The following is a 26,582-nucleotide window of genomic DNA, read 5'->3' as shown; positions in this document are numbered from 1 at the left end:
CTCCAATCGGAGCGGGCCTTTGGCGTCGTATTGCCCGGATCATTAGCCCTTGAATATCTGGACCATGTCGCGGGTCATGTCGCGGTAGACGTCGGTGACGTAGACCACGCCCATGACCTTGTCGGCCTCCACCACCAGGGCCCAGTCGCGGCGGGATTTGAGAAAGACGTCCAGGACCACCAGGATGGGATCGTTGGGCCGGAGCAGCGGCGGGTTGGGGATGATGTACTCGTCGAGCCGGAGCTGGGTGCAGATGAGGCAGGCGTTGGCGAACTGCTGGTCCCAGTCCACCTCGCCGTCCATGGTCAGGTTTTCGTCCTTGAGCACCGACTGCTTGACCGCCTTGAACAACTGCCACAGGTTGATGGTCCCCTTGAGCTTGCCGCCCTTGGTCTTGACCACCACCACCTGTGAGTCCGGGGCGTCCACCATGGCCTTGCGCATGACGCGGATGGCCTCGGCCAGGCTGGCGTCTTCCTGTACGGTCGGGTATTCGTCGCGCATCATGTCCCAGGCGCGCTTTCTGAGCATCATAGGGGCTTTCCTCCGGTAACTTGCTGTGAGTCGGGGCTTCGTCTTTCCCTTCCCTATCGCGTGCGCGGGTATTTGTCCATAACAACGGCGTGGTTAGAGGCTCTCTCCTTGACTTGCCCCCGGTTGATGGCGATTATGGCATATGCGCAAAATCCTTTTGGCCGTCCTGTTGGTGATGTTCCTGGTCCTGCCCGCCGGGTCCGCCGGGGAACCGTCCCCGCCTTTCGGGCCGGGCGAGACGCTTTATTACGACATCCATTGGACCGTGATCCACGCGGGCCGTGCCGAGTTGCACTGCCTGGACGACACGGAGATGGACGGCGTGCCCGCGCGCTATTTTTTCGCCAAGGCGCGGACGCTGGGCTGGGTGGATACCTTCTACAAGGTTCGCGACACCATGGAGGCCTGGACCGACCTGGGGGTCAACTACGCCTTGCGCTATCGAAAGGACCAGAACGAGGGCTCCTACCACAAGAAGGTGGATCTGGTTTTCGACAAGAAGACCGACAAGTCCTACCGCTACGCCCGGGGCAAGTTGCAGCATACCCTGGACCAACCCAGGGACGTCTTTGACCCCATGTCCATCCTGTTCGCCTTTCGCAAGGAGGCCCTGTACAAGGGTATGGAGTTCGATGCCAATGTGTCCGACGGCAAGGTCTCCGTGGTGGGCAAGGCGTTCGTGGAGGACCGGGAGACCGTGGAAACCGGCATAGGCGATGTGGATGCCTACCGCGTGCGCCTGGACATCCGGCATCTGTCCGGGGTCTTCAAAAAGTCCAAGGATGCCCGGCTGTACGTGTGGTTTTCGGCCGACGACCGGCGTCTTCCGGTCAAGGTCCGCTCCAAGGTGGCGGTCGGTTCCTTCACCATGACCCTGCGCGAATACCGTCCGCCCGTTCGGGGCTAGGCCCGACGCGTGGCCTCCCGGTCTTCCAGCAGGTGGACCTTGTTGGATCGGGGGAACTCCCGCTTGAGCACGGCCTTGAGCCGTTTTTTGAGGCCCGCCGCGTCTTCTTCGACCGTTTCGTTCCGGTAGCCGAATTCGCGGATCTCGAATCCTTCGCCGTTTTTGCGCACGGCCACGCCACGGTCGCGCTTGAAGGTCAACAGCGTGAGGACTGCGCCGTCGGGCAGCCGTTTCAGGCGGGAGAGGAACGTGGGCAGGGCCGAGCCTAGGTCGATCATATGACCTTGCGCCCCGTGGGCAGGTCCTGGCCGTCGGCCGCGCCCAGGTCGTAGACCCGGATTTTCGTGGAGCGGGGAAATTCCCGTTTGAACAGGACCTTGAGCAGCTTTTTCAAGTCGGAGAAGGGGACCTGGAAGACCTCGCGGCGGAAGCCTTCCTCGGTTACGTGGAACCGGTCCGCGTCCGTGCGCCGGATGAGCACGGATCGGTTGCGTTTGTAAGTGCGCAGGTCCAGGGCGTGGCCCATGGGCAGGCCGCTCAGGCGGCGCAGCAGCGCGGGCAGGGCGGTGGCCTTGTCGAGCATGGCGTAAACCATAGACAGCCGGGAGAATCCGTGTCAAATCCCATTTCCACAACCTATCATTGTATACCGCGTCCCGGCGTGCCATGGTGTGCGCAATCGGAACCGAGGAGGCTTTTATGCCCTTGCAGAAAGACGATATCATAGAATGTTCCATAGAGTCCTTGGCCTTCGGTGGCCGGGGCGTCGCCCATGTGGACGGCATGGCCGTGTTCGTGGCGGGCGGGCTGCCCGGCGACACGGTTACGGCCCGCGTGGTCAAGGCCAAGAAACGGTTCGCCGAAGCCGTGCTCGAAACCGTGGTCGCGCCCTCGCCCCATCGGGTGGAGCCGAAGTGCCCCCATTTCGGGCAATGCGGCGGCTGCGCGGTCCAGGATCTGGAATATGCCGAGCAGGTGGCCCAGAAGGCGGCCCAGGTGGAAAACGCGCTCAGGCGCATCGGCGGGGTGGAGGATTTCGTCCTGGACGCCCCCGCTGCCTCACCCGTGGTCTGGAACTACCGCAACAAGATGGAGTTCGCCTTCGAGCAGCGCGATGATGGTCCGCACCTGGGGCTGCGCGCCGTTCTTCCCGCCGGGGACAAGGGGTTGGCCCCGGTTCTGGACATCGAGGAATGCCATCTGTGCGGGCGGCGGGACATGGAGATTCTGCGCACGGCGCGCGATTTCGTCCGCGCCTCGGGCCTGCCCGCCTACGATCCTGCCGCCGACGCCGGGTTCTGGCGGCATCTGGTCGTCCGTCACACTGCGCTGAACGAGATCATGGTCCACCTGATCACGGCCGAGGCCCCGGGCGACTATGGCCGGGCCGAGGAGTTGGGTGAAATCCTGGCCGACCGCTTTCCGGATCTGACCGCCTTTGTCCACTCTTCGAGGGCCCGCCGTTCCCTGGCGGCCACGGGCGAGAAGATGGTCTTCCGCCTGGGCGCCCGCGCCGTGACCGAGATGGTCGAACACGGCGACCGCCAGGCTCGCTATCATCTCGGACCCAACGCCTTTTTCCAGACCAATACGGCCGGGGCGGGCGAACTCTTCGGGACCGTGCGCGAGTTCGGCGGGTTCACCGGCAGCGAGACCGTGCTCGATCTCTACTGCGGCATCGGGGCCATCGGCATCTTTCTGGCGGATGCGGTGAAGAAGGTCGTGGGCGTGGAGGTCAGCGAAGAGGCCGTGTCCAAGGCATGGTCCAGCGCCAAGTTGAACAAGCTGGACAATTGTGGATTTACCGCCGCTTCCCTGGACAGCCCGGCCGCCCTCAAGGGGCTGCCCAAAGTGGACGTCCTGGTGGTCGACCCGCCCCGCGCGGGCATCCACGAGAATACGGCCAAGGCCATCCTCGCCCTGGCCCCGAAAAGGATCCTGGCCGTGTCCTGCGACCCCACCACCCTGGCCCGCGACGTCAAGCGCCTTTCGGAACGATACGCCCTCAAGCGCGCCAGGGCCGTGGACATGTTTCCCCATACCCATCACGTGGAGACCGTGGCCCTGCTGGAGTTGAAGTAAGGGGAGCTTCCTCTGGGGCGTGGTGCGGCCGGGCGGATCGCGGTGATCCGCAACGCCGGAGAGGGCAGGGCCGCATACAGTCTGTCGGCCGTCATGGCCGGTAAAGGAGTTGGTACCGGTATGCGCAGGATGGCGCTGTTTTTCGCAGCTATGTCCCTCTGGAGCCTTCTGTGGTGTTTTCAGCCTTCGGCGGCTTTCGCCGAGGAGCTGCGCGTATTGGTCGTGCCCAAGGTGGAATCGGGCCATTATTGGCGGCAGGTCCGGGAAGGCGCCCTGGAAGGGGGGGCCGACCGAGGCGTGCGGGTGATCTTCCGGGGGCCCATGGACCATGAGGACCCCCAGGCTCAGGACGGGATCATCCGGGACGGGGTGGTGGACAGGGTCGATGCCCTCGTCATCGCGCCCACCCACGCCACCAAGCTGGCCGAGACCGTGGCCCGGGCGCGGGCGGCAGGCATCGCCGTGGTGATCATTGATTCGCCTTTGCAGGGGGATGCGCGCGACAGCCTCATCGCCACGGACAACGGAGTCGCCGGGCGCACGGCCGCGGACTTTCTGCTGAGCAAGGTGCAGCCTGGCCGCGACCCCATCCTGTTGCTGCGTTTCAAAGAGGGCAATGAATCGACCGTCGAGCGGGAGCAGGGTTTCGCCCACAGGGTCGTGGAGAAAACCGGGGGCAAGGGACTGATCGTCAGCGATTACATCGGCGTGAGCGAGGGCAGCGCCTATCACCGGGTTCTGGGCCTGTTGCGCACCCATCCCAAGGTCCGGGCCGTGTTCGCCCCGGCGGAGGTGGTCACTCTCGGCTGCATCCAGGCCATCGGCGAACTGGGCCTGGCGGGCAAGATTGCGGTCGTGGGCTTTGACTCCACGCCGGAGATACGCGAGGCCCTTCGGGGGGGACTGCTCAGCGCCGTCATGGTCCAACAGCCCTATCGTATGGGCTACCTTGGAGTTTCCACGGCCTGCGACATCCTCAACGGCAAGTCGGTCCCCAAACGCATCGTCACCGAGGCGCGCTTGGTCACCGACGCCGACGACGCGGCATTGGGCGGGGAGCCGTGCGGCAGTGGGGGGCCCCGGCCCTAGTCGCAGTCTCTATCGGGGAGCCCCGGTTCTCCCGGGGGATTACGGCGGTTGCTTCCTAATCAAAATCCGCCAGCAGGGCGCTGACCTGGACACCGGCCACGACCGGACGTTTCCGGTATGTTTGCTGGATGCGGTAAAGCGCGTGGTGGAGCTGGCCCGAGGAAATGCCGTTCTTCAGCGCGGTATGCGCCTCGATGTAGGCGGCGAGGGAGTCCGAGACCTTGAGCAGGGGGCCGTCCTTGGGGTCCAGGGTGTCGTGGTTGTACCGGCCCGCCAGATCGGCGTCCGAGGCCTCGGTGATGACGCCGTCCACGACCGCGGTGGCCTTGAATTCGCTGCCCGCCTCCAGGCCGAGGAAGTATTCCAGCCGGTCGGCAATGTCCGTGTAGCCGCCTTCCTTGAGGGGGTTGAGGACCACCCGGTGCAACTCCAGTATTTCATACTCGTGGATCAGGTCGCTGATGTCGCGGGAGGCCGCCTTGACCGGGGAGATGATGTCCCGGGTGAGCAACTCGGGCAGGTCGTGGAACAGGCCGGAAAAGAAATTGTTCTGGCTGCGGGCGCGGCACGCTCCCACTTCCATGGAGAAAAACCAGGAGTAGGCGGCCACGATGAACATGTGCCCCAGCACCGAGGTTTCGGGTACGCGCGGGGTCTGGGACCAGCGTTTCTGGAACCTGAGCCGTCCGCACATGCGCGCGAATCCGCCGAGGACCGTGCCGTCCTCGTCGAGCAGTTCGGCCACGCCGTTCAAGTCGCGCATGGCCTCCAGCCGGTCGATGAAGCTCTGCTCGATTTCGATCAGTTCGTGGTCCATGCGGTTGATGGACTTGAGCAGCTTGAACTCCGAGTAGCTGGCGTACAGATGGGCGGCATGGAGAATGCGCCGCGCCAGTCCCTTGTCCTCGGGGTGCATGAGGTACTGGCCCATGCGTCGGATGAAGTCCTCGCCCAGGGGCATGATGCGCGGGGTCAGCTCTTCGAGCACCCAGTTGGTCAGGGTCCGGTAGTCCTCGGCATTTTCCTTGATGCGGTAAAAGACCGGCGGCTTGATGTCCGTTATGACCAGCCGGTAGAGGTAGTCGAAGATGCCGCCCTCGATGATGGCCTCGCCCAGGGCCCGCTTGCGGGCCACGTCCATGTCCCGCGAGTTGAGCAGGAAGAGCAGCCAGGCAACGATCATCTTGTGCCCCTGTTTGTCCACCTCCACCAGCTCCATGGGCCGCAGCTTGTCATTCCAGCGTTTCATGAACGCACCGGAGAAGATCAGTTCGAGCAGGCTTTTTCGGATGATGACGGACATGGTCGCTCCCTTTGGTTACCGTGCCGGGCAAGAGTGCCGAAAATGGCCGGGGAAGGCAACACGCCGCTTGCCGCGCCGGGCGCAAACTCCGCTTGTAAAACCAATATGGCGGGTGTATACAAATTTCCAATTGTTAACACGTTGGCGGAATCTCCCTGAAAGTCCGTGGGTTGATTCGTCCGCGATGACGCAAAGCGGGATCTATGCACATATCGGAAGGGGTTCTTTCGGGACCGGTTCTCCTGGGTGGGGCGGCTCTCACCGTGGTCGGCACGGCCATAGGCCTGAAGAAGATCGACTACGACCGGATCATGTCCGTGGCCATCCTGTCCGCGACTTTTTTCATCGCCTCGCTCATTCACGTACCGATCGGCCCGTCCAGCGGGCACCTCATCCTGGGCGGCCTGCTCGGAGTGGTTCTGGGCTGGGCGGCGTTTCCGTCCATACTGGTGGCCCTCACCCTCCAGGCCGTGCTTTTCCAGTATGGCGGGTTGACCTCGCTCGGCGTCAACTGTTTCGACATGGCCGCGCCCGCCGTGCTCTGCTATTATCTTTTCCGGCCCATGCTCATGCGCGGCGCCGGCCGCCGATTCGCCGCCGCCTTCGCCTGCGGGTTCCTGGCCATGCTTCTGAGCGCCACCCTGACCGCCGGGGCCCTGGCCCTGTCCGGCGACGAGTTCGTCGAAGCGGCCCAGGTGCTGTTCATCGCGCACCTGCCCATCATGGCCATTGAGGGCGTCATCACCGGCTTCGCCTACGCCTTTCTGGCCAAGGTCAAACCCGAGGTCCTGAGTTGTTGAACCGGCCCGCAGTTTTCACCCGACAAACCGAGGAGTTGTCATGAACCGCCTGATCATCGCCGTGTGCCTGGCCTTGGCCGCGACTCTCTGCCTGACCGCCGTGTCCGAGGCCCACAAGGTGAACATTTTCGCCTACGTGGACGGCGACCGCATCGTCACGGACAGCGGCTACAGCCGCACCAGCCGCGTCCACCAGGGCGAGGTGGAGGTCTATGACGCCGCCACCGGCATTCAACTTCTGAAGGGCACGACCGACGATCAGGGCCAGTTCGCCTTTGTCATTCCCGAGGCGGCTCGGGAAAAGAAGATGGACTTGCGGCTGCTGCTCAAGGCCGGACAAGGCCATCAGGCCGAATGGACCGTCAAGTACGATGAATTCGCGGACGCCCCCCGGCCCGTGTCCGACATGGTCGCCGAAGAGGCCCCGGCCGCTTTGCAGCCCGCCGCGCCTTCGGCTTCCGCAGCGGCTCCGGCGACCGGCCTGACCGCCGACCAGGTGGAGGCCGTTGTCAGGCGTGAGGTTGAACCCCTTAAACGCATGCTGGCCGAGATGCACGATGCCGGGCCGTCCATGGTCGAGATCCTCGGCGGTATCGGCTGGATTTTCGGCCTGTTCGGCGTCGCCGCCTACGTGCAGAGCCGCCGCAGGCCATGATTCGCCGCGCGCGTTAAGAATCAGACCTGAAAGGTCGCGATTGTTGTCGCGGCCTTTTTTTTGTGCTAATTCCCCTACGGCAAGATACGGGATTACCCGGATGGATGGTTCGGAAGGGGACGGACAGGGGGCTGATTGCGTCCTGCATTCCCATGTCCATTGCCGTGGGCATCCTGCCGTGACGCCCCTGTTCGGGGCGGCCTGATGTTTTTCATGACCGATTGAAAATATATTGGATCACAACCACAGGAGAGGGCACATATGAAATTGACCACACGGAGCCGCTACGGGACCCGCATGATGCTCGACATCGCCCAGAACGGGCAGGACGGCCCGGTGCGCATTCAGGACATCGCGGACCGCCAGGGAGTTTCCGCCAAGTATCTGGAAAAACTCATCCGCAAGCTCAAGGATGTGGGCTTCGTCAAGTCCAAGCGCGGGCCGCGCGGCGGCCATTCCCTGGCCAAGCCCGCGACCGAGATCCCCATCGGCGAGGTGGTCCACGCCCTGGAGGGCGATGGCTCCCTGGTGGAGTGCCGCTCCGGCGACAAGGGCTGCGCCCGCATGAAGGAATGTCTGACCCGCCGGTTGTGGCAGGAGGCGGCCGACGCCATGTACGAGCGGCTGAATACCTTCACCCTGGCCGACCTGATCAACGACGCCGAGCAATGTGGGAGTTCTTCCGTGGAGCCGTGGAGCCGGGGCGGATTCTGACCGGGCCCGCGGATTTCGGCTCGCCGGTCGCCGTGAAACGCTTGTTTGCCGTGAGCAAGTGTGCGATAGTGGCTACATGGCTGAAAAAGCCGAGGAGCCCTTATGACCTTTTCCCTGCGTGATCCCGTCAGCGGCTTGACCCACTGCATCGGCGCGGCGTTGGCCGTGCTCGCCACGGTGCTGCTCATCGTGCGTTCGGTCAACCCGGCCCTGCCGTGGCACATCGTGACCTTCTCCATCTTCGGCGGGGGCATGATCCTGCTCTACACGGCCTCCACCCTGTACCATTGGCTGCCGGTCAGTGAGTATTGGGTCGGTGTCCTGCGTCGGGTGGATCACTCCATGATCTTCTTCTACATCGCGGCCACCTACACCCCCATTTGCCTCATTCCCCTGCGCGGGCCGTGGGGCTGGTCCATGTTCGGGGGCGTCTGGGGATTGGCCCTGGCGGGCATTCTTATGAAGGTTTTCTGGATGAACGCCCCGCGCAAGCTGTCCACGGGCATCTATCTGGCCATGGGTTGGCTCGTGCTGGTAGGCATCTATCCCCTGGTCAAGACGATGTCGCCCGCGTCCCTCGTCTGGCTGGTGGCGGGCGGCCTGGTGTACTCCGTCGGCGCGGTCATCTACGCCATCAAGTGGCCCGACCCGTTTCCCCGGCTCTTCGGGTTCCACGAGATCTTCCATCTCTTCGTCATTGGCGGCTCGTTCTGCCACTTCGTCGTCATGTACTGGTATGTGTAGCGGCGGCTTCCGATAGCGGCGCGTCGGCGCATTCTCCGAGGACACGGCCGATCCTCCCGTATGCAACAATACGCTGCGGCGGCCACCCCTCGAAAAACGCACCGCCACATCACGCTTAAAGCCTCCATGCGTCGGGACGCGTCGGGGCCGCTTCGCTGCGGACGCTGAAAGGCGTGGGGAGGTGACGGTGGAAAGGGAGTTCCCGCCGGAGTCTTTTGGGGCGGTTGGGCGTGCGGGACCGAAGGTGGAGCGGGTCCCGACCGGGGCGGAAAAAAGAAGGGCCGGAACGATGTGCGTTCCGGCCCTTCTTTTGCGTGTGTGTGATTGCCTAGTGGCGGTTGTTCCTGATGGCGAGGCGGACACAGAAGGCGGCGCCGCCCCAGGTGACGCCGAGGCCGATGCACATCATGATAATTGCAGTAGTGGTCATGGCGGGACTCCTTAGTTTTGGCGGGCGAAGCCGTAGGCCGGTTGGCGTCGGCTCAGAACCAGGGCGAGGACGAAGGTCACGGGCAGCAAGCCCCAGCCGAGCAGGACGAGGTCGGGTTGCGCGTAGCCGCCATAGGGGGTGCCCAGGTCGGTCACGATGTTCATGACGAAGGTGTAGCCGAGCACGGCCACGGTGATGAGCTTGAGGCAGAGCCGCCACGCGGTGCCGACATTGAAGTCCGAGACCGCGTTGATGTGGGCGTTCATCTCGTCGAGGCCGATGATGTAGCTCATGAGTATGATTTCGGCCAGGGCCATGCCGAGAATGCACAGGTTGTTGATGAAGTGATCGACGATGTCGAGGATGAGCAGGCCGCCGCCAGTGGTGAAGGCCAGGGTCACCAGGAAACCGAATCCGCAGACCAGGGTGGCGGCCCGCTTGCGGTTGATACCGAACTTGTCGATGAAGGACGAGCTGACGGCCTCGACGATGGAGATGTGCGAGCTTACTCCGGCCATGGTCAGGCAGAGGAAGAACAGGGTGCCCACGAAGGTGGGGGCGGGCATGGTGTTGATGGCTGCCGGGATGGTGATGAAGGCCAGTCCAACGCCCGCTCCGGCCACGTCGGACACGTCCTGTCCGGTGGCGTGGGCCATGTTGCCGAGCACGGAGAAGATCATGATGCCCGCCAGCAGGGAGAAGCCGCAGTTGATGAACACGGTCATGGCCGCGTTGTTGTTGATGTCGGAGTCCTCGGGGAGGTAGCTGGAGTAGGCCAGCATGATGGAGAAGCCGATGGACAGGGAAAAGAATATCTGACCGTAGGCGTCGGCCCAGACCGAGAAGTCGGCCAACTTGGAGAAGTCGGGGTGGAACAGATAGTTCAGCCCGGTCATGGCTCCGGGAAGGAAGATCACGCGGGCGATGAGTGCGAGGACCAGGACGAAGAGCAGGGGGATCAGAATCTTGCAGGCCCGTTCGATGCCTTTGCGCACGCCCGAGGTGATGGCCAGCCAGGTGATGCCCCAGGCCAGGGTGCAGGAGGCCAGGATGGGCCAGCGGATGCCGCCCAGGTGCAGCGGGGCGTCGCTCAGGCCCAGGTAGTCGCCGAAGAAGAACGCCTTGGGATCGGCCCCCCAGGACTGGTTCAGGGCGAAACCGGTGTAGTTGATGGTCCAGCCGATGACGGCCACGTAGTAGATGGAAATGACCAGGGCAACGAGCACCTGCATCCAGCCGATCCACTCCCACTTCTTGCCCAGGGCGCGGAAGACCTTGGGGGCGGAGCCCCGGTATTTCTGTCCCATGCCGAATTCAAGAATCATGAAGGGGATGCCCGCCGTCAGCAGGGCGAAGATGTAGGGGATGAGAAAGGCACCGCCGCCGTTCTCGTAAGCCATGTAGGGAAAGCGCCAGATATTTCCCAAGCCGATGGCGGACCCGACCGCGGCCAGAACGAATCCGGCACGGGAGCCCCATTGTTCACGTTGAGCCATGTTTCACCTGCGTTTTGTTAGCGTGCGCCGCACTGTCATCGCGCGGTTCCGGGGCGGGTGCCTGGACGGACGAACCCGTCACGCCCGGAATGAGGAAAAGAGAATGGGACTCCCCTTGCGGGTGTCCCTTCCCTTAGTCCGCGAACGGATACTGCTGTAAAAGCGCAATATCCGTATGCCAAAATTCCCCGAATGTCCACTTAGGAAAGTCGATTTTTCCGGGGTAAATTCGATTTTTTCGGGGGATAGGTGAACGTTTGCCGGTTATTTGGGCAAAAATGCCGGGAAAAATACGATTCGGCCGTGCGCGCGGCGCGGTCGCGCCGCGCGCCAACCGCGCGATTAGAAGGTCAGAATGGTGTAGCCCTTGGCCAGGTAGGCGGCCATGGACGGGTGCCCGGACATGTCTGCGAGCAGGGGCAGCCCCGCCTTTTCCACGGCGTCGAGCACCCCGAGCTTGGCCGAGCACGCCTTGCATGCGCCCGCCACCAGCCCCGCGTCCTTGGCCTTCCGATAGAGCGCATGGAACGGATTGTCCGTCTTTTCCAGCTCGGGTACGAGGGTGACGGCCATGCCCTCGAAGACGATGATCGCCTCATTGCCCCTTTCCTTCATGTCCAGGGCGTTGAGCAGGACGTGGACGAAGCACATGAGTTCGCCGTTGAATGCGTAGAGACAGTACATGATCGCTCCTTGTGTTGGTCGGACCCCGAAAGGACAGGCATCCGACCGTAGCCGGAGGGCCTGCGCTGCGTCAACCGGGCCGGCTGATCGGGAGCGCGGCGGCCTTCCCGTCCTTTGGGGCCCTGTCCGCCTGTCCTTCCGCCCGGTTGGTTACGACGGCGTGTTGCGGACCGCCTTGCGCAGGCCATTTGCAGGCGGAATTTCGGATTTCAGACCGGCTGCCTTCTTCTCTCCTGCAATGAGCCAATCGCGGGGGTGATGCGGTAACCAACAACGGGCGTTGTGCGAAATATGGTGTTGACATGTGTGTATAGCAGCTATACATAAAGGCATGTTCGTTTACGGAAAAAAGACGGAGCACCTCAGCTACGCCATCTTGCGGGTGGCATGGAAGCTGGTTGAGTCCGAAAAGAAAAAAGGCTGTTACGGGACGGACAAGCGGCTCTATGAAGCTGAAATCCATATGATCAAGCATATCAAGGAGAATCCGGATTTGCATGTCTCGGCCCTTGCGGAAAGGCTCGGCGTCACTCGGGGGGCCGTTTCCCAGACCATCATGAAATTGGAACGAAAAGGGATGGTGGTCAAGGAAAAGGATCTCCGCAACCAGTCGCGGATTTTGGTGCGGTTGACGCCCAAAGGTGAGGTGGCCCATGCCGAGCATGAGCGGCTGCACCGGGAATTTGACGTACAAGTCGAGGGCCTTTTGGCCGGTGCGTCGCCGGAGCAGAGAGCCTTCCTCCGAGGTGTCCTGGCAAAGCTTGAAGAAGTCGCGGACAATATGTGAGCCGTGTTTTTTTTAATCGAAGTGTATAGCTGCTATACAGACAGAAGAAGGAGCTCCCATGTATTCGAATGAAGATAGAGTCAAAATTATGCGTGATGACGCAATCCCGACGGCATTGCTGAAATTGGGGTTGCCCATGATAATGGGGATGTTGATAAATGCGCTTTACAATGTGGTGGACGCCTATTTCGTCGGCGGTTTGGGCACCAGCCCGATGGGCGCGGTCTCGGTCGCGTTTCCCCTGGTGCAGGTCGTCATTGGGGTCGGATTGATCTTCGGATGCGGCGGGGCCATGTGCATTGCGCGGCAGTTGGGGGAGGGCGATTGGGAGCGGGCGAGCCGGACGGCGTCCACGGCGGTGTTCGGCAGTCTTGCCGCCGGATGCGCGGCGACTGTTTTATCGCTCCTGTTTCTCGATGACATCCTGGCCCTGCTCGGCGCGACGGGGACCATCCTCCCGTATGCCCACCTCTATGCCGTTGTATACTTTTCCTTTTGCCTTCTGCATGTGTTCTGCATCACTATGAACAATGTGGTCGTCGCGGAAGGCGCGGCAAACATGTCCATGTTCGCCATGCTTCTGGGGGGCGGGTTGAACGCTCTCCTGGATCCGCTTTTCATCTATGCCTTCGGATGGGGGGTGGGCGGAGCGGCCGCCGCGACCGTCGTGGCCCAGGGAACGACCGCGCTGGTCTATCTCTGGTATATAGTGGGCAAACGGGGGTGCCTGAAGATATCCCCGAGGCTCTTCACGTTGCGTGGCGGCACCTGCTGGGAGATAGTCAGGCTGGGGGTGCCGATCTTCGTCTTCCAGCTCCTTTTCGGCGTCGCCATGGGAATGACCAATACCGCTGCGAGCCGATATGGCGATTCCGCGGTCGCGGCGATGGGGATCGTGTTCCGGGTGCTGGCGTTGGCCGCGTACGTTCTGTACGGGTACGTCAAAGGGTTCCAGCCCGTGGCCGGTTACAACTACGGGGCGAAAAATTTTGCCAGGCTCAATGAGTCCATCAAGGTCTCTCTGCGATGGGTCCTCGGCTATTGCCTTCTTGTCGCGATGCTGCTGCTGGTTTTTCCCGGCGTCATCATGCGCGCGTTCAGCACGAATGATGCGCAGCTTGTGGCGCTGGGCGTCAAGACCTTGCGGGCGAATGCCCTGGCGTTTCCCCTGTTCGGCATGGTCATGGTGTATTCCACACTCTTTCTGGCTATGGGCAAGGCCCGGGTGGGCGGGCTTCTCTCCGTCGCCCGCCAGGGGATCTTCTTCATCCCCGCCATTCTTATCCTTCCCGGGGTGATGGGATTGGACGGTGTGATCTACTCCCAGCCGCTGGCGGACGCGTTGTCCTTCGCCCTGACGATTCCCTTTGTGATCCCGTTGGTGAAGTGGTTGCGTGACGCGGGCGGCCAAGAGGGGGCGCTGCGCGTCGTGGCCGTTGCGGAAGGCGATGAATAGGTCCTGACGCTCCGCCGATGGAGTGGGCCGGGGGATCTTGGGGGTTAATCGGCCCGCCATCCCGGCTGCGCCGCTTGGAGCATCCTCCGTCTCCCGCTGGAAGGGCCCTGCGTTTCGGTCGGCAAGCGCGCAGGGAAAAGGCCCCGAACCGAGGTCCGGGGCCTTGTCTTGCTGGTCGGAGTGGAGGGATTTGAACCCCCGGCATCCTGCTCCCAAAGCAGGCGCGCTACCAGTCTGCGCCACACTCCGTCTGGTGGCTGAGGATTATCCCTGGCTGCGTTGCCGCGAAAAGATCAGCCCTTTGCGTATTGGAATACGCGGTAGTCCTGCCCTTTCCCGGATTCCTGCCGGGGAAAATCCTCATTCTCCGGCAAGGTCCGCCGCCGTAGGCGGCGTTCGCACAAGGTGTGCATACCTACTGAAAAAGCGGGCCGTTTGCAAGCCGGTCAACCCAGGTCCACGCCATGAAGTGGCTGCCCGCAGGCAGCGCACTTGCCGTCCCGGATGCCGTGCACGCGGGCCGAGAAGCCGGTCCGGTCGATCAGCTTCCTGCCGCAGCCCGGGCAGAGGGTGTCCTGTTTGTCCGAGCCCGGCACGTTGCCGATGTAGACGTACAGGAGCCCCTTGGCCTTGCCCATGGCGTAGGCCGCCTTCAGGGAGTCGCCGGAGGTGGGGGGCGCGTCGGTCATCTGATAGTCGGGATGGAACCGCGAGATATGCCAGGGCGTGTCCGGGCCGATTCCGTCGGCCAGAAAGCTCGTCAGCCGGTCCAGCTCCTCGGGCGAATCGTTCTTGCCCGGTATGAGCAGGGTCGTTACTTCGAGCCACCACTTCAATTCGTGCTTGATCTGCCTGAGGTTGTTCAGAACGGGCTGGAGCCGGGCCCCGGAAATGTCCTGGTAGAATTTATCGGTGAAGCATTTGAGATCCACGTTGATGGCGTCGATGTCGGGCCCCAGCGCTTCCAGGCATTCACGGCTCATGAATCCGTTGGAAACCATGATGTTCTTGAGCCCGGCCTCGTGGGCGAGCCGGGCCGTGTCCTGCATCAACTCGAAGAAGATGGTCGGCTCGGAGTAGGTGTAGGAGATGGACGCGGCCCCCTGGCGCACGGCTTCGGCCACCAGTTCTTCGGGCGTGGCGTCCTGCCCCCGGATGGGGCCGCCCGAGCGCGGCGGTTGGGACAGGGACCAGTTCTGGCAGAAGGAGCACGACAGGTTGCAGCCCATGGTGGCGAAGGAGAAGGTCATGGACCCCGGCTGGAAGTGGTAGAGCGGTTTTTTCTCCACCGGGTCGAGGTTGAGGGCCGCGATCTTGCCGTAGTTCAGGGCGTACAAGGTGCCGTCGCGGTTTTCGCGTACTCCGCACTGGCCGCGTTCGTCCGGCCTGATTTTGCAGAAATGGTTGCAGAGGCGGCATTGCACCGCGCCGTTTTTGAGCGGCTTCCAGAGTCTTGCTTCGATCATGACGAAAACCCTCCTGAAGGTTTTGCGGCGGCAGGGCCGGGCTTTGTCATGGAAATGTTCACTCGCTCGATGCGGGCCATTCCACCTTGGGATCCACGGCGATGATCACCTTGTCGTACCAATCCACCTCATCCTTCTTGGGCTGGTGCGAATCAATGGTCGTGTCGCCCGCCTCGTTGATGCCGAAGGAGGTCGTCGGCGCCTCGCCCTCCACGGGGCGGGTGCCCAAAGAGTTAATCCGTCGATCCTTGGCCGTGTCTTCGTTTTTGAATTTGTTTTGGGCCAGGCCCAGGCTCGGCGTCAAAAGGGCAACGGCCAGGGTCAGGGCGGCTATGACGCTGAAATGGCGCATGGTTTCCTCCTCGGCATTGCGGTGCTGCCACATTCCTACAGTATAGGCACCGGATACTCCCTTGGCAATGCAAATGGCGGGTCGCGCACTTGTTGCTTGAACTTGGTCCGCCTTCCATCTATAAGCGACCAAAGTCAATTGAGGAGACACCCATGAGCGACAGCGCCAAGCGATCCCAGGCCTACACCGCGGCCGGTGTGGACATCGAAGCGGGCAACGAGTTTGTCCGCCGCATCAAGGACATGGTCAAGTCCACTTTCACCCCCGGCGTGGCCACGGACATCGGCGGCTTCGGCGGACTGTTCAAGCCCGAGATTTCCGGCATGCAGGCCCCCATGCTTGTGGCCGGGACCGACGGCGTGGGCACCAAGCTCAAGCTCGCCTTCCTGTTTGACAAGCACGACACCGTGGGCATCGACCTCGTGGCCATGTCGGTCAACGACGTGCTCGTCCAGGGCGCGACCCCACTTTTCTTTCTCGACTATTTCGCCACGGGCAAGCTCGAACCCGGCGTGGCCGCCCAGGTGGTCTCCGGCGTGTGCGAAGGGTGCCGCCAGTCGGCCTGCGCCCTGCTCGGCGGCGAGACCGCCGAAATGCCCGGCTTCTATCCCGACGGCGAGTACGATCTGTCCGGCTTTGCCGTGGGCATGGTCGATACGCCCAAGCTGGTGACCGGCAAGGACGTCGCGCCCGGCGATGTGCTCATCGGCTTGGCTTCCTCGGGCGTACATTCCAACGGATGGTCTCTGGTGCGCAAGATCCTGGCCGAATCCGGCCTGGACGGGGACGACGCCTTCCCCGGCACGGACAAGACCGTGGCCGAAGTCCTCATCGAGCCGACCAAGATCTACGTCAAGCCCGTGCTCGAACTCCTGGCCACCCTGCCCATCAAGGGAATGGTCCATGTCACCGGCGGCGGATTCTACGACAACGTGCCCCGCGTCCTGCCCGACGACGTGACCGCTTCGGTCCAGTTCGGTTCCTGGTCCATGCTTTCGGTCTTTGACTGGATCAAGGCGCAGGGGGATCTTTCCTGGCCCGAGATGCTCCAGATATTCAACTGTGGGATCGGCTACATTCTCATCGTGGACCCGGCCTACGCCGACGAGGCCTTGGAGCGGCTTGACGCCCGGGACGACGTGGAGGCTTACCGCATCGGCGAGATCGTCAAGCGCCGGGAGGCCGCTGAACAGGTCCAGGTGCTCTTTCCGTAGACCGTTTTTCAGCCACTGATCGAACCCCTGCCATGTACGCGCGGCAGGGGTTTTTCTTTGGAAAGTACCCCGGTAATTCCCCTAAAAAGGAAAACGGACGTCGAACGCCGCTTGGCGGCAAGAATGGCGGCGGATCGCGCAAGGCGGTTTACCTGGCCGGGCCGGTGGGGTAACCAATCTTATTGGCCGCGCGCCGGGCCGCATCAAGCCCGGCGGCTGATGCCGGATTGTTTCACCCAGGCCTTTTGCCGTTACAGCGAGGTTTGCCATGAGCCAGAAATCCTCCCCCCGCCGGTCGCCTTCACTGAAGCCCAAGCCTCGGCACGTCTGCCGGATCTGCGGGCAGAGCAAGGCTAATATGCTCCCCGTTTCGACCATCCGTCCCGCGATCTTCGACGAGATCGTCAAGGAGCGGCCGGACTTCACCGAGTCCGGCTATATCTGCACGGACGATCTGAATCATTTTCGGTTCAAGTACGTGGAAGACATCATGCTTTCGGAAAAGGGCGAGTTGAGTGAACTGGATCAGGAGGTCTTGCAAAGCCTGCAACGGCATGAGCTTTTGGCCAGCAATCCGGAAGAGGAGATGGACCGGATGCGCACCACGGGCGAGCGTCTGGCCGATCTCATCGCCGATTTCGGCGGAAGTTGGAAATTCATCATCCTGTTCGGCGTGTTCATTCTATTCTGGGTGCTGGTGAACACGCTGCTTCTGGTCTTCCGGCCCTTCGATCCGTATCCCTTTATCCTGCTCAATCTGCTACTCTCGCTGTTGGCCGCCATCCAGGCCCCGATCATCATGATGAGCCAGAACCGGCAAGAGGACAAAGACCGGGCCCGGGCCGAGAACGACTACAAGGTCAACCTCAAGGCCGAGTTGGAAATCCGCCATCTGCACGAAAAACTCGACCATCTCATCTCCAACCAATGGGAACGCCTTCTCGACATCCAGCAACTGCAACTGGATCTGATGACCGAGATCATGGCCGCCCGCACCCGCAAGGGGACCGGCAAGTAACGGTCGGAGGACCGTTCCCGGCGATCAGGACAAGGCTGCGGCTTTACGCGTTCGCACGCCTTTGCCGCAGGCACACAAAAAGTTTGGGAGAGTCCAGAGAGCCCTTTTCAAAGGGTTCCCTGGCCGCCGGAGGCTCCCCGCCTACCCGAGGTACGGGTTGAAGTAGCCGTACTCGATCCAGGGGAGGGCTTTTTTGAGTCGTTTCTTGAAGTTGTTGAAGCCCATGGACGGGGAGTGCCCGAAGGGTTCCATGAGGCGGAGATAAAGTTCGGGGTCGAGGTTGAGATTGCGCAGTTGGATGAAGTCGTAGCGGCAGGTCTCGCCCAGCTCGACCAGGGCGTCATACTCCTCCTCGGTGTCGGTGATGCCGGGGAAGAAGAGCAGGTTCAGGGAGACGTACAGGCCGACGTCGTGGGCCTTGAGGATGGTCTCTCGCACATCGTCGAAGCTGTAGCCGTGGGGACGGTAGTAGGCCTCGTAGGGGCCTTTGCGGGCGGAGTTCAGGCTGACGCGGATGGAGTTCATTCCGGCGATTTTCAGCGCGGGCATGGCCTGGTGGCGTGAGCCGTTGGTGTTGACGTTGACCGTGCCGGTGCCGCCTTCGTGGCGATACTTGGCCACCGCCTCGCAGAGAAGTTCGGCCTCGAGCAGAGGTTCGCCCTCGCATCCCTGGCCGAAGGAAAAAATGGGGCGGCGTTCGCGCGACTCGTGGCGGCGCATGATCTGGACGATCTCGTCCGCCGTGGGCCGGAAGGCGATGCGGCATTGCGGCGAGGGGAAACCGGAGTCCTCGCGCTGGAGCGAGATGCAGCCCACGCACTCGGCGTTGCACGTTCTGGAGGTGGGCAGAGGGCATTCGAACCGGCCGAGGGCCAGGTTCTTGGCCGCCGGGCAGCCGCTGGTCAGGGCGCAGCCCGCCAGATGGTTGACCAGCCGGTTCTCGGGCAGCTCGGACATCAATTCGTGCGCACCGGCCTCAATGCGGTCGGGCTGGATGTGGGTGAACACCTGGCGCTGGTCCTCGTCCACCTTCTTGGCGCAGACCCAAAATTTGCCGTTCGCGTAGCCGATAGCGGCATAGGAGAGCAGGGGCAGGACCGGCGCGTCCTCATCGGACTCGTAGGCGGCCACGCCGGTGACCGTGTGGCCCGGGCAGACGAAGGCGGCTACGGCCAGCTCTTCCATGACTTCGGCCTGTCCGTCCTCCTGGCTGTAGCCCATGGCGTGGCGGCCGGGCAGCATGAAAAATTCGGACTCCTCGGGCAAAGGCATGATCTCATCGGGCCGGGGCAGGCCGAATTCGTCTCCCCGCCGGATCATGAGCAACAGGTCCGGGTGGTCGTAGATCTCTCCGTCGGGCGAAGCGAACAGCATATGCGGCTGCGGTTTTTTCTTGGATGGCATGGTGGGGGCATTCTATGGAGAAACCGGCGTCCGGGCAAGAATTGAATGGTTTTTTGTGGTGATGGGCCACGCTGGACGGGGCTCGCCGCTCGAGGAAGGCCCGGCGGGCCGCCCGGAGCGGAGGGAAACGAGAAAAGGCCGGCACCCTGAGGTACCGGCCTGAGTGGACTGAATGTCCGGTTCTCGGCTTAACGCTTGGAGAACTGGAAGGAAGCGCGGGCGCCGCGAAGGCCGTACTTCTTACGTTCCTTCTTACGGGCGTCGCGGGTCAGGAGACCGGCGGGCTTGAGCACGGCGCGCAGTTCCGGGTCCAGGGCGCACAGGGCGCGGGAGATGCCGTGGCGCAGGGCTTCGGCCTGGCCGGACACGCCGCCGCCGGTGCAGTTGGCCTTGATGTCGAAACGCTCGAGCATCTTGACCAGCTTCAGCGGCTGCTGAACAACCATCTGCAGGCTCTTGCGGGGGAAATAGTCCTCGAAGGGACGACCGTTGACGGTGATCTGCCCGGTGCCGGCGTACAGGCGGGTGCGGGAGATCGCATTCTTACGTTTGCCAGTGGCGTAGGTGAAATCGCTCATGATAATCCCCGATTAGAAATCCAGAGGTTTGGGAGCCTGGGCCGCGTGCGGGTGCTCGGAACCGGCGTAGACCTTCAGCTTCTTAAGCTGCTGGGCGGCCAGCTTGTTCTTGGGCAGCATGCCCTTGACGGCGGCGGTGATGACGTTCTCGGGCTTGATGTCCAGCATCTGCCGCAGGCTCTTTTCCTTGAGACCGCCGGGATGGTTGGTGTGCTTGTAGTATTTCTTGGCGTCCATCTTTTTGCCGGTGACCTTGATCTTCTCGGCGTTGATGACCACCACGAAGTCGCCCATGTCCATGTGGGGGGCGAACTCCGGCTTGTGCTTGCCGCGCAGACGGGTGGTGATCTCGGTGGCCAGGCGGCCCAGGATCTTGTCCGTGGCGTCGACGATGAACCATTCGTGGTTCGCGTCTTCCGGCTTCGGGCTATATGTCTTCATAAAAATGCTCCTTGCAAATTCTCAAGAAGGGGACCTTTACGGGCATCTCGCCCGCCTGTCAACCCATTTCAACTATATATGAGTAGTCACGCGACCAGGCCGCCGAACCTGGGAGAACAGGGTTGTAACGGGGGTGTTCTCCAAAGCCGGTGGTGCTGACCGGGAGGACGTACTTACCTGAAAAGCGGAAAGCCCACAAGCTTTTTATTGCCCCGTGCCGAGCGGTCGGGCCAGGCCCTTCCCGTTCCCGCCGGACGCGTGAAGAAGCGCTTTGCTTGTGCCGGAGGGCGTGATAAGGGAGGCTCGCTCCACGGGACATCCGGTCTCCGAGTCAAGCCATCTGCCTGCGGGCATGACACGAATCCACAATGCGAACCAATTCAGCCGCCGTGCTTTTCTCCCTGTCCGTGGCCATCGGCGTGACCATGGTCGGCCTCGGCATCATCTGGCCGTTGCTGCCGATCCTCGCCGTCCAGATGGGGGCGGGCGGATTCGTCGTCGGCGCGATCATCGCCAGCTTCAACGTTTCCCGCACCGCCTGCGCGCCCTTTATCGGGCGCTTCTCCGACCGCATGGGGCGCAAGGCGTTCATCCTCGTCGGGCTTGTGCTGTATGCGCTCGTGTCCTGCGCCTATCTGGCGGCCGACAGTTCCCGGGCGTTGATTCTCGTTCGCCTGGCGCACGGTTTCACTTCGCTGCTGGTGGTGCCCATCGCCATGGCCCTGGCGGCCGACATCGCCCCCAAGGGGCAACTCGGGGCCTATATGGGCACCCTGAACATGGCGGCCATGGTCGGCCTGGGCCTGGGCCCTACCCTGGGCGGAGTGATCCAGGAGCATTTCGGCATGGCCATGCCCTTTTACACCCTGTGCGCGGTGTCCGTGGTTACGGCCGTCTTCGTCGCGTTCTTCGTCCCCTCGGACCGGGAGAGCGGCGCGGTCACCCGCAAGGGGGGAACGGCCACCTTCCGGCAGATATTGGCCAACCGAACCGCCTTCGCCATTGTCCTGATGCGGTTTTTCAGCGCTTCCGGCCAGGGTGCGGTCTATACCTTTCTGCCCATCTACGCCCATCAGGTCGGCCTGTCCGGTTCCCAGTTCGGCTTCCTGCTGTCCGCCAACGTTTTTCTCATCGCCCTGATGCAGCGGCCCGTCGGACGGCTGGCCGACCGGACCAATCCCAAGCGCGTGGTCATCCTGGGCATGTTCGGGGTGGCCGTGGCGGTTTTCTGCATGCCGTTCAGCACGGATTTCCTCCCGCTGCTCGGCTTGAACATCCTCATGGGCGCGTCCACCGGCTTCATCCTGCCCGGTAGCCTGGTCATCACCGGCTATCTCGGCCAGACCATGGGCATGGCCTCGCTCATGAGCGTGACCGATGCCGCCTACAGTTTCGGCATGATCGTTTCGCCCATCCTGTCGGGGATCATCTTCGACACCCTGGGCATAGCCTACGTCTTCACGGCCGGGGCCATTCTCATCGCCGTGGGCGGCGTCGTGGTCGCCGTATTGCTCCGCAACTACCGGCCTCCCGCGGGGGAGGACGGCGACGGTGAGTGACGGTCCGCTCCGGCTCGTCCGCGCAGCACGGAAAAGGGTCCCCGCACGTCAGTGCGGGGACCCTTTTATTGTTGATAATGAGCCGCGAGTTTATGCCGCGACGAGCTCCCGGAGCTTGGCGAGTGCGTTGTCGATGCCCGCCGGATTGGAGCCGCCCGCGCGGGCCAGGTCAGGACGGCCGCCGCCTCCGCCGCCGACTTCGCCGGCCACGGGTTTGATCAGGTCGCCCGCCTTGAAGCGGCCGTGCAGGTCTTTGGTCACGGACAGGGCCACCGAAACCTTGCCGTCCTCGTGCGGAGCGATGAGGCAGATGATGCCCGAGGGCAGCTTGGAGCGCAGGGCGTCCATCTGTTCGAGCATGACGCCCATGTTCGGGGCGTCCACCCGGGCGGCCAGGACTTTGACGCCGCCGATTTCCTCCACCTCGCCCATCATGTCGCGGCCCGCGCCCGAGGCGAGCTTGGCCTGGAGGGATTTCATTTCCTTCTGCATGTCCTTGACCTGCTGCTGGAGGTCCTTGACCTTTTTGGGCAGATCGGCGGGCTGGGCCTTGAGCATGGCTCCGGCCTCGGTTGCCGCTTCGCGGCGTTCGTTCAGCCAGGCCACGGCATTGTGGCCGGTGGCGGCCTCGATGCGCCGGATGCCCGCGGCCACGCCGGATTCGGAGGTGATGACAAAGGATCCGGCGATGCCGGTGTTGTCCAGATGGGTGCCGCCGCAGAATTCCATGGACACGCCGGGCACTTCGATGACCGAGACCGTGTCGCCGTACTTCTCGCCGAACAGGGCGGTGGCGCCCTTGGCCTGGGCGTCCTGGATGGACATGACCTCGCGGGTCACGGGAATGGCGTCGAAGATGGCCTGGTTGACCAGCTTCTCGACCTCGGCGATCTCCTCGCCGGAGAGGCCCTTGATGTGGGTGAAGTCGAAGCGCAGCCGATCCGGTCCGACCAGCGAGCCCGCCTGCTTGGCGTGGTCGCCGAGCACCTTTTGCAGGGCGGTGTGGAGCAGGTGGGTGGAGGTATGGTTGCGCATGGTGGCCAGCCGCCGGGTGCGGTCCACATTGAGGAAGACCGGGGCGCCGGGCCTGAGCTCGCCTTCGGTGACGGTGACCTTGTGCGCGGTCAGATTCTTGGACGGCTTGACCGTGTCGAGCACGTCCGCCTTGCCCCCGGAGGCAGCGATGGACCCGGTGTCGCCCACCTGGCCGCCGGACTCGCCGTAAAACGGGGTGATCTCGGCCACCAGCCAGCCGGAGTCGCCCGAGGAGAGCCGGTCCACGACCGCGCCGTCCGGGGTCAGGACATAAGTGACCGAGGACTGGTCGGCCATGGTCTCATACCCGGAAAATTCGCTGGTCACGTCCTGTTCCAGCAGGGTCTGGAAGATGCTGGCCACATCCTTTTCGCCGGATCCCTTCCAGGCGGCCTTGGAACGCTGTTTCTGCTCCTGCATGAATTTGTCGAACTCGGCCTCGTCCACGCCCATGCCGTGCTGTTCAGCCACGTCGCGGACGATGTCGATGGGGAATCCGTAGGTGTCGTAAAGCTTGAAGGTGGTCTCGCCGGGGACCACGGCCGCGTCCGCCTTCTTCAACTCGGCCAGTTCCTGCTCAAGCATTTCGAGACCCTTGTCCAGGGTCTTGGCGAAGGACTCCTCCTCGCCTCGGACCACCTCGACCATGAAGTTGCGGGTCTCCTCCAACTCCTTGTAGTGGCCGCCCATGTCGTCGATGACCTTGGAGGCGGTCTTCCACAGGAAGGTGCCGGTCAGCCCCATGAGCTTGCCGAAACGGTAGGCGCGGCGGATCAACCGGCGCAGGATGTAACCCCGTCCCTCGTTGGACGGGAGCACCTGGTCCGGGATGAGGAAGGCGATGGCCCGGGAGTGGTCGGCGATGACCTGAAGGGCGGTGTCGATCTCCTCGCTCTCACGATACTTCACGCCCGCCAGGTCGGCGGTGTACCGGATGATGCTCTGGAACAGGTCGGTTTCGTAGTTGGAATGCACGCCCTGAACCACGGCCGCGATGCGTTCCAGGCCCATGCCGGTGTCGATGCTGGGCCGGGGCAGGTCGGTGCGGGTGCCGTCTTCGGCCTGGTCGTACTGCATGAAGACCAGGTTCCAAATCTCCAGGAAACGGTCGCAGTCGCATTTGCCGATGCCGCAGTTCGGGCCGCAGCCCACTTCCTCGCCCTGGTCGTAGTGGACCTCGGAGCAGGGGCCGCAGGGGCCGGTGTCGCCCATGGACCAGAAGTTGTCCTTTTCGCCCAGGCGGTAGATGCGGTCCTCGGGGACTCCGGCCACCTTCCGCCACAATTCGCCCGCCTCGTCGTCATCCTTGTAAATGGTGATGTACAGGCGGTTTTTGTCCAGCTTGAGCTCCTCGGTCAGGAACTGCCAACAGAAGCGGATGGCGTCCTCCTTGAAGTAATCGCCGAAGGAGAAGTTGCCGAGCATCTCGAAAAAGGTGTGGTGGCGGGCGGTGCGGCCCACGTTTTCCAGGTCGTTGTGTTTGCCGCCCACGCGCAGGCACTTCTGGGCCGTGGTGGCGCGGATGTAGTCGCGCTTTTCCTGGCCCAGGAAGAGCTTCTTGAACTGGACCATGCCCGCGTTGGTGAAGAGCAGGGTCGGGTCGTCCTTGGGGGTCAGGGGAGAGGATTCCACAATGGTGTGGCCGTTCCTCTCGAAGTACTCAAGGAACCGTTGGCGGATTTCGTTGGCTTTCATCGTTTACTGTTCTCCAAAGAAGGGTATTGCCGAAGAAAAACGCCCCGGGGCTGTAGGCCCGGGGCGCTCGTTTCGGGCTGAAAATCAGACTATTCGTCGGCGTCTCCGGCATCCTGCGTCGGTGCGGCGGGGGCCTCGGGAACGTCGCGGAATCCGAGGTGGGTCATCAGGGCCTCTTCGATGGATCCGGCCAGATCCGGGTTGTCCATCAGCAGGGCGCGGACGTTCTCCTTGCCTTGGCCGAGCTTTTCGGAGCCGAAGGCGTACCATGCGCCGGACTTCTCAATGATGCCGTTCTCCACGCCCATGTCGATGATCTCGCCCATGCGCGAGATGCCCTGGCCGTAGAGCACGTCCACCTCGGCCTGGCGGAAGGGCGGGGCGACCTTGTTCTTGACCACCTTGATGCGGGCGCGGATGCCGTAGGCTTCGTCCTTGTCCTTGAGGGTCTGGATGCGGCGGATGTCCAGCCTGCACGAGGCGTAGAACTTGAGCGCGTTGCCGCCCGAGGTGGTCTCGGGGTTGCCGTAGCCGGTCATGCCGATCTTCATGCGGATCTGGTTGATGAAGATGACCACACAATTGGATTTGTGGATGGTGCCGGTCAGTTTCCTGAGGGCGTGGGACATGAGCCGGGCCTGGCTGCCCACCTGGGTCTCGCCCATCTGGCCTTCGAGCTCGGACTGCGGGATGAGCGCGGCCACGGAGTCGATGACGACCACGTCCAGCGCCCCGGATCGGACCAGCAGGTCGGCGATTTCGAGGGCCTGCTCGCCGTAGTCGGGCTGGGAGATGAGCAACTCGTCGGTCTTGACCCCCAGCCGCTTGGCGTAGCCGGGATCAAGGGCGTGCTCGGCATCCACGAATGCGGCCCCGCCGCCCGCCTTCTGGGCCTGGGCGATGATGTGCAGGGCCAGGGTGGTCTTGCCCGAGGACTCGGGGCCGAAAATCTCGATGACGCGGCCGCGCGGCACGCCGCCGATGCCGAGCGCGATATCCAGGCCTATGGACCCGGTGGGGATGAACGGAATGGAATGGGACGCCTCGTCGTCCAGACGCATGATCGAGCCTTTGCCGAATTTGCGTTCGATGGTGGTCAGGGCAGTGCCCAGCGCTTCCTTGCGCAGGACGTCGGGGTCAACGGCTTTACGAGCCATGGGGTATCCTCCGGGATTTGACTGGCGGCAACAAATAAGCAACATGTTCCGATACCAGATACGTCCTTCGCGGGCAACACCCATCATATATGGGAAAACAGGCCGTGCGCGCAAAAGGTTGCCCCTTTCAGGGCGGCCCGGGCGGGCCCACGGAATTGTCCGGCCGCGTGTAGGCTTTTCGGCACGGAACAATACGGAGACATGATGAGAATTCTTTTTGCACGAATCGGCGGGCTGTTGTCCGCAATGGCATTGATCGTTTGTTTGTTCGGAGGGACGGCTCGGGCGGCGGGGCCGGTTTTTGAGGTGGCCGCCTATCTGCTGCCGCCCATGTCCCGGCTGGACCAGGGCGGGGAGCCGGGCGGGACGGCTGTGGAAAAGCTCGGGCGGATCTTGTCCGCCATGGGCTATACGCCGAAGTTTCATATCCTGCCTTTTCGGCGCTGTCTGGAAGCCATGCGGACCGGGGCCATGCCCCTGATGCTTCCTTGTGTGGTCGACATTGAACGGCAGCGCTTCATGCGTTTTTCCGATCCCATGGAGTACATGCACACCGTGCTCTGGAAACTGCGCACGAACACACGGCCTTGTTGGAAAAGCATGGACGACCTGGCGGGATTGCGCATCGGCGTGATCGATGGATACCGTTATGGACCGGAATGGCAGGAGGCCGTGGCCGCCGAGAGATTCCAGTTGGAGGGCAACATAGGGCGAAATCCGAATCGGGCCAACTTCCGTATGCTGCTGGAGGGGCGTCTGGACATGGTCGTTTGCGACCGCCGCCTCGGGGAATACCTGAAGAAAGAGAACGCGCCCTTGTTCGACAATGTGGTCGCCTGCCCCGGCACGATCGGTGAGGATACGCCCCTGTGCGTTCCGGTTTCCCTCCTCTACTTCAAGAATCACGGCCTGTCGCCCGAGGAATTCCTGGCCCGCTTCAACGTCTTGCTCAAAAAGTCGGCCCTCTAGGCGCGGTCCTTCC

At 62.8% G+C, this 26,582-nt stretch carries 27 protein-coding genes and 1 tRNA gene; 13 read left to right on the top strand and 15 right to left on the bottom strand.

The annotated features are described in order from the left end of the window. Positions 1-42: 42 nt before the first annotated feature. On the bottom strand, positions 43-534 hold the full coding sequence (locus J0909_RS07225) for a CBS domain-containing protein (RefSeq protein ID WP_207261683.1): 492 nt from the start codon (positions 532-534) through the stop codon (positions 43-45). 142 nt (positions 535-676) lie between these two features. Here J0909_RS07225 and J0909_RS07220 point away from each other — a divergent pair, with 142 nt between their 5' ends. Further along, entirely contained in the window at positions 677-1,441 is a 765-nt protein-coding gene (locus J0909_RS07220) for a DUF3108 domain-containing protein (RefSeq protein WP_207261682.1), read from the top strand. Here J0909_RS07220 and J0909_RS07215 read toward each other — a convergent pair. Both J0909_RS07215 and J0909_RS07210 read right to left on the bottom strand, forming a co-directional pair. Further along, the gene (locus J0909_RS07215; protein ID WP_207261680.1) at positions 1,438-1,719 is read right to left on the bottom strand and encodes a hypothetical protein; all 282 of its coding nucleotides are present in this window, start codon (positions 1,717-1,719) and stop codon (positions 1,438-1,440) included. The two genes, J0909_RS07220 and J0909_RS07215, sit on opposite strands and share 4 nt — an antisense overlap. Continuing rightward, a complete protein-coding gene (locus J0909_RS07210) occupies positions 1,716-2,024 on the bottom strand; it encodes a hypothetical protein (protein ID WP_207261841.1) in 309 nt (102 codons plus the stop codon). Before J0909_RS07210 ends, J0909_RS07215 begins: the two co-directional genes overlap by 4 nt. A 116-nt stretch (positions 2,025-2,140) precedes the next feature. Between J0909_RS07210 and rlmD the strand changes: the two genes are divergently transcribed. Together rlmD and J0909_RS07200 are read left to right on the top strand one after the other, a co-directional pair. After that, on the top strand, positions 2,141-3,523 hold the full coding sequence (gene rlmD, locus J0909_RS07205; RefSeq protein WP_207261678.1) for a 23S rRNA (uracil(1939)-C(5))-methyltransferase RlmD: 1,383 nt from the start codon (positions 2,141-2,143) through the stop codon (positions 3,521-3,523). A 120-nt stretch (positions 3,524-3,643) separates the two neighbouring features. Further along, positions 3,644-4,612 carry a substrate-binding domain-containing protein gene (locus J0909_RS07200; protein ID WP_207261676.1) on the top strand — a complete coding sequence of 323 codons (969 nt, stop codon included), beginning with the start codon at positions 3,644-3,646 and terminating at the stop codon, positions 4,610-4,612. A 55-nt stretch (positions 4,613-4,667) separates the two neighbouring features. On the opposite strand, the gene J0909_RS07195 is transcribed toward J0909_RS07200, so the two are convergent. Further along, entirely contained in the window at positions 4,668-5,915 is a 1,248-nt protein-coding gene (locus J0909_RS07195; protein ID WP_207261674.1) for an HD domain-containing protein, read from the bottom strand. Positions 5,916-6,118: 203 nt separating this feature from the next. Between J0909_RS07195 and cbiM the strand changes: the two genes are divergently transcribed. The 4 genes from cbiM (at position 6,119) to trhA (ending at position 8,828) form a co-directional block, all read left to right on the top strand. After that, complete coding sequence (gene cbiM / locus J0909_RS07190) at positions 6,119-6,715, top strand: cobalt transporter CbiM (RefSeq protein ID WP_207261672.1); 597 nt, start codon at positions 6,119-6,121, stop codon at positions 6,713-6,715. A gap of 40 nt (positions 6,716-6,755) precedes the next feature. After that, a complete protein-coding gene (locus tag J0909_RS07185) occupies positions 6,756-7,370 on the top strand; it encodes a NikL family nickel/cobalt ECF transporter subunit (protein ID WP_207261670.1) in 615 nt (204 codons plus the stop codon). A 261-nt stretch (positions 7,371-7,631) separates the two neighbouring features. Next, positions 7,632-8,084, top strand: a complete 453-nt coding sequence (locus J0909_RS07180; protein ID WP_207261669.1) for an RrF2 family transcriptional regulator — start codon at positions 7,632-7,634, stop codon at positions 8,082-8,084. 102 nt (positions 8,085-8,186) lie between these two features. Next, positions 8,187-8,828, top strand: coding sequence for a PAQR family membrane homeostasis protein TrhA (gene trhA / locus J0909_RS07175; RefSeq protein ID WP_207261667.1), 642 nt, complete (start codon positions 8,187-8,189; stop codon positions 8,826-8,828). Positions 8,829-9,156: 328 nt separating this feature from the next. Here trhA and J0909_RS07170 read toward each other — a convergent pair whose 3' ends face one another. The 3 genes from J0909_RS07170 to J0909_RS07160 form a co-directional block, all read right to left on the bottom strand. Beyond that, entirely contained in the window at positions 9,157-9,258 is a 102-nt protein-coding gene (locus J0909_RS07170) for a MetS family NSS transporter small subunit (RefSeq protein WP_207261665.1), read from the bottom strand. 11 nt (positions 9,259-9,269) lie between these two features. Continuing rightward, complete coding sequence (locus tag J0909_RS07165) at positions 9,270-10,754, bottom strand: sodium-dependent transporter (RefSeq protein ID WP_207261663.1); 1,485 nt, start codon at positions 10,752-10,754, stop codon at positions 9,270-9,272. 342 nt (positions 10,755-11,096) lie between these two features. Further along, positions 11,097-11,438 carry a DsrE family protein gene (locus J0909_RS07160; protein ID WP_207261662.1) on the bottom strand — a complete coding sequence of 114 codons (342 nt, stop codon included), beginning with the start codon at positions 11,436-11,438 and terminating at the stop codon, positions 11,097-11,099. Between the two features lie 331 nt (positions 11,439-11,769). Here J0909_RS07160 and J0909_RS07155 point away from each other — a divergent pair, with 331 nt between their 5' ends. After that, positions 11,770-12,225 carry a MarR family winged helix-turn-helix transcriptional regulator gene (locus J0909_RS07155; protein WP_286181859.1) on the top strand — a complete coding sequence of 152 codons (456 nt, stop codon included), beginning with the start codon at positions 11,770-11,772 and terminating at the stop codon, positions 12,223-12,225. A gap of 58 nt (positions 12,226-12,283) precedes the next feature. Next, positions 12,284-13,681, top strand: coding sequence for an MATE family efflux transporter (locus tag J0909_RS07150; RefSeq protein ID WP_207261658.1), 1,398 nt, complete (start codon positions 12,284-12,286; stop codon positions 13,679-13,681). Positions 13,682-13,853: 172 nt separating this feature from the next. Here J0909_RS07150 and J0909_RS07145 read toward each other — a convergent pair. The 3 genes from J0909_RS07145 to J0909_RS07135 all read right to left on the bottom strand — a co-directional run bounded on the left by J0909_RS07145 (position 13,854) and on the right by J0909_RS07135 (position 15,499). Beyond that, positions 13,854-13,930: transfer RNA gene (locus J0909_RS07145), tRNA-Pro, on the bottom strand. A 197-nt stretch (positions 13,931-14,127) separates the two neighbouring features. Beyond that, positions 14,128-15,147, bottom strand: a complete 1,020-nt coding sequence (amrS, locus tag J0909_RS07140; RefSeq protein ID WP_207261656.1) for an AmmeMemoRadiSam system radical SAM enzyme — start codon at positions 15,145-15,147, stop codon at positions 14,128-14,130. A 58-nt stretch (positions 15,148-15,205) separates the two neighbouring features. Further along, complete coding sequence (locus J0909_RS07135; RefSeq protein ID WP_207261654.1) at positions 15,206-15,499, bottom strand: hypothetical protein; 294 nt, start codon at positions 15,497-15,499, stop codon at positions 15,206-15,208. Positions 15,500-15,651: 152 nt separating this feature from the next. On the opposite strand from J0909_RS07135, the gene purM reads away from it, so the two are divergent. Beyond that, the gene (gene purM / locus J0909_RS07130) at positions 15,652-16,713 is read left to right on the top strand and encodes a phosphoribosylformylglycinamidine cyclo-ligase (protein ID WP_207261652.1); all 1,062 of its coding nucleotides are present in this window, start codon (positions 15,652-15,654) and stop codon (positions 16,711-16,713) included. Between the two features lie 268 nt (positions 16,714-16,981). Then, positions 16,982-17,731 (top strand): DUF1003 domain-containing protein, encoded by a 750-nt coding sequence (locus tag J0909_RS07125; RefSeq protein WP_207261650.1) that lies wholly within the window; start codon positions 16,982-16,984, stop codon positions 17,729-17,731. 141 nt (positions 17,732-17,872) lie between these two features. Here J0909_RS07125 and J0909_RS07120 read toward each other — a convergent pair whose 3' ends face one another. From J0909_RS07120 to rplM, 3 genes are all read right to left on the bottom strand, one after another. Continuing rightward, a complete protein-coding gene (locus J0909_RS07120; RefSeq protein ID WP_207261648.1) occupies positions 17,873-19,135 on the bottom strand; it encodes a radical SAM family protein in 1,263 nt (420 codons plus the stop codon). 188 nt (positions 19,136-19,323) lie between these two features. Then, positions 19,324-19,713, bottom strand: a complete 390-nt coding sequence (rpsI, locus tag J0909_RS07115) for a 30S ribosomal protein S9 (RefSeq protein ID WP_286181855.1) — start codon at positions 19,711-19,713, stop codon at positions 19,324-19,326. Between the two features lie 12 nt (positions 19,714-19,725). Continuing rightward, positions 19,726-20,154, bottom strand: a complete 429-nt coding sequence (rplM, locus tag J0909_RS07110) for a 50S ribosomal protein L13 (RefSeq protein WP_207261646.1) — start codon at positions 20,152-20,154, stop codon at positions 19,726-19,728. Positions 20,155-20,522: 368 nt separating this feature from the next. Here rplM and J0909_RS07105 point away from each other — a divergent pair, with 368 nt between their 5' ends. Beyond that, entirely contained in the window at positions 20,523-21,713 is a 1,191-nt protein-coding gene (locus J0909_RS07105; protein ID WP_207261645.1) for an MFS transporter, read from the top strand. A gap of 90 nt (positions 21,714-21,803) precedes the next feature. Here the strand turns inward: J0909_RS07105 and alaS are convergent, their stop codons facing one another. Then, complete coding sequence (gene alaS, locus J0909_RS07100; protein WP_207261643.1) at positions 21,804-24,443, bottom strand: alanine--tRNA ligase; 2,640 nt, start codon at positions 24,441-24,443, stop codon at positions 21,804-21,806. 89 nt (positions 24,444-24,532) lie between these two features. Next, on the bottom strand, positions 24,533-25,600 hold the full coding sequence (gene recA / locus J0909_RS07095; protein WP_207261640.1) for a recombinase RecA: 1,068 nt from the start codon (positions 25,598-25,600) through the stop codon (positions 24,533-24,535). Positions 25,601-25,906: 306 nt separating this feature from the next. Between recA and J0909_RS07090 the strand changes: the two genes are divergently transcribed. Continuing rightward, positions 25,907-26,569: a substrate-binding periplasmic protein gene (locus J0909_RS07090; RefSeq protein WP_207261638.1), complete on the top strand. Its 663-nt coding sequence runs from the start codon at positions 25,907-25,909 to the stop codon at positions 26,567-26,569. Positions 26,570-26,582 lie beyond the last annotated feature (13 nt).

Source organism: Desulfovibrio sp. Huiquan2017, from assembly GCF_017351175.1.
GTDB lineage: Bacteria > Desulfobacterota > Desulfovibrionia > Desulfovibrionales > Desulfovibrionaceae > Pseudodesulfovibrio.
Note: the sequence above shows the minus strand (reverse complement) of the source record. Positions and strands in the feature narration are given on the sequence as shown.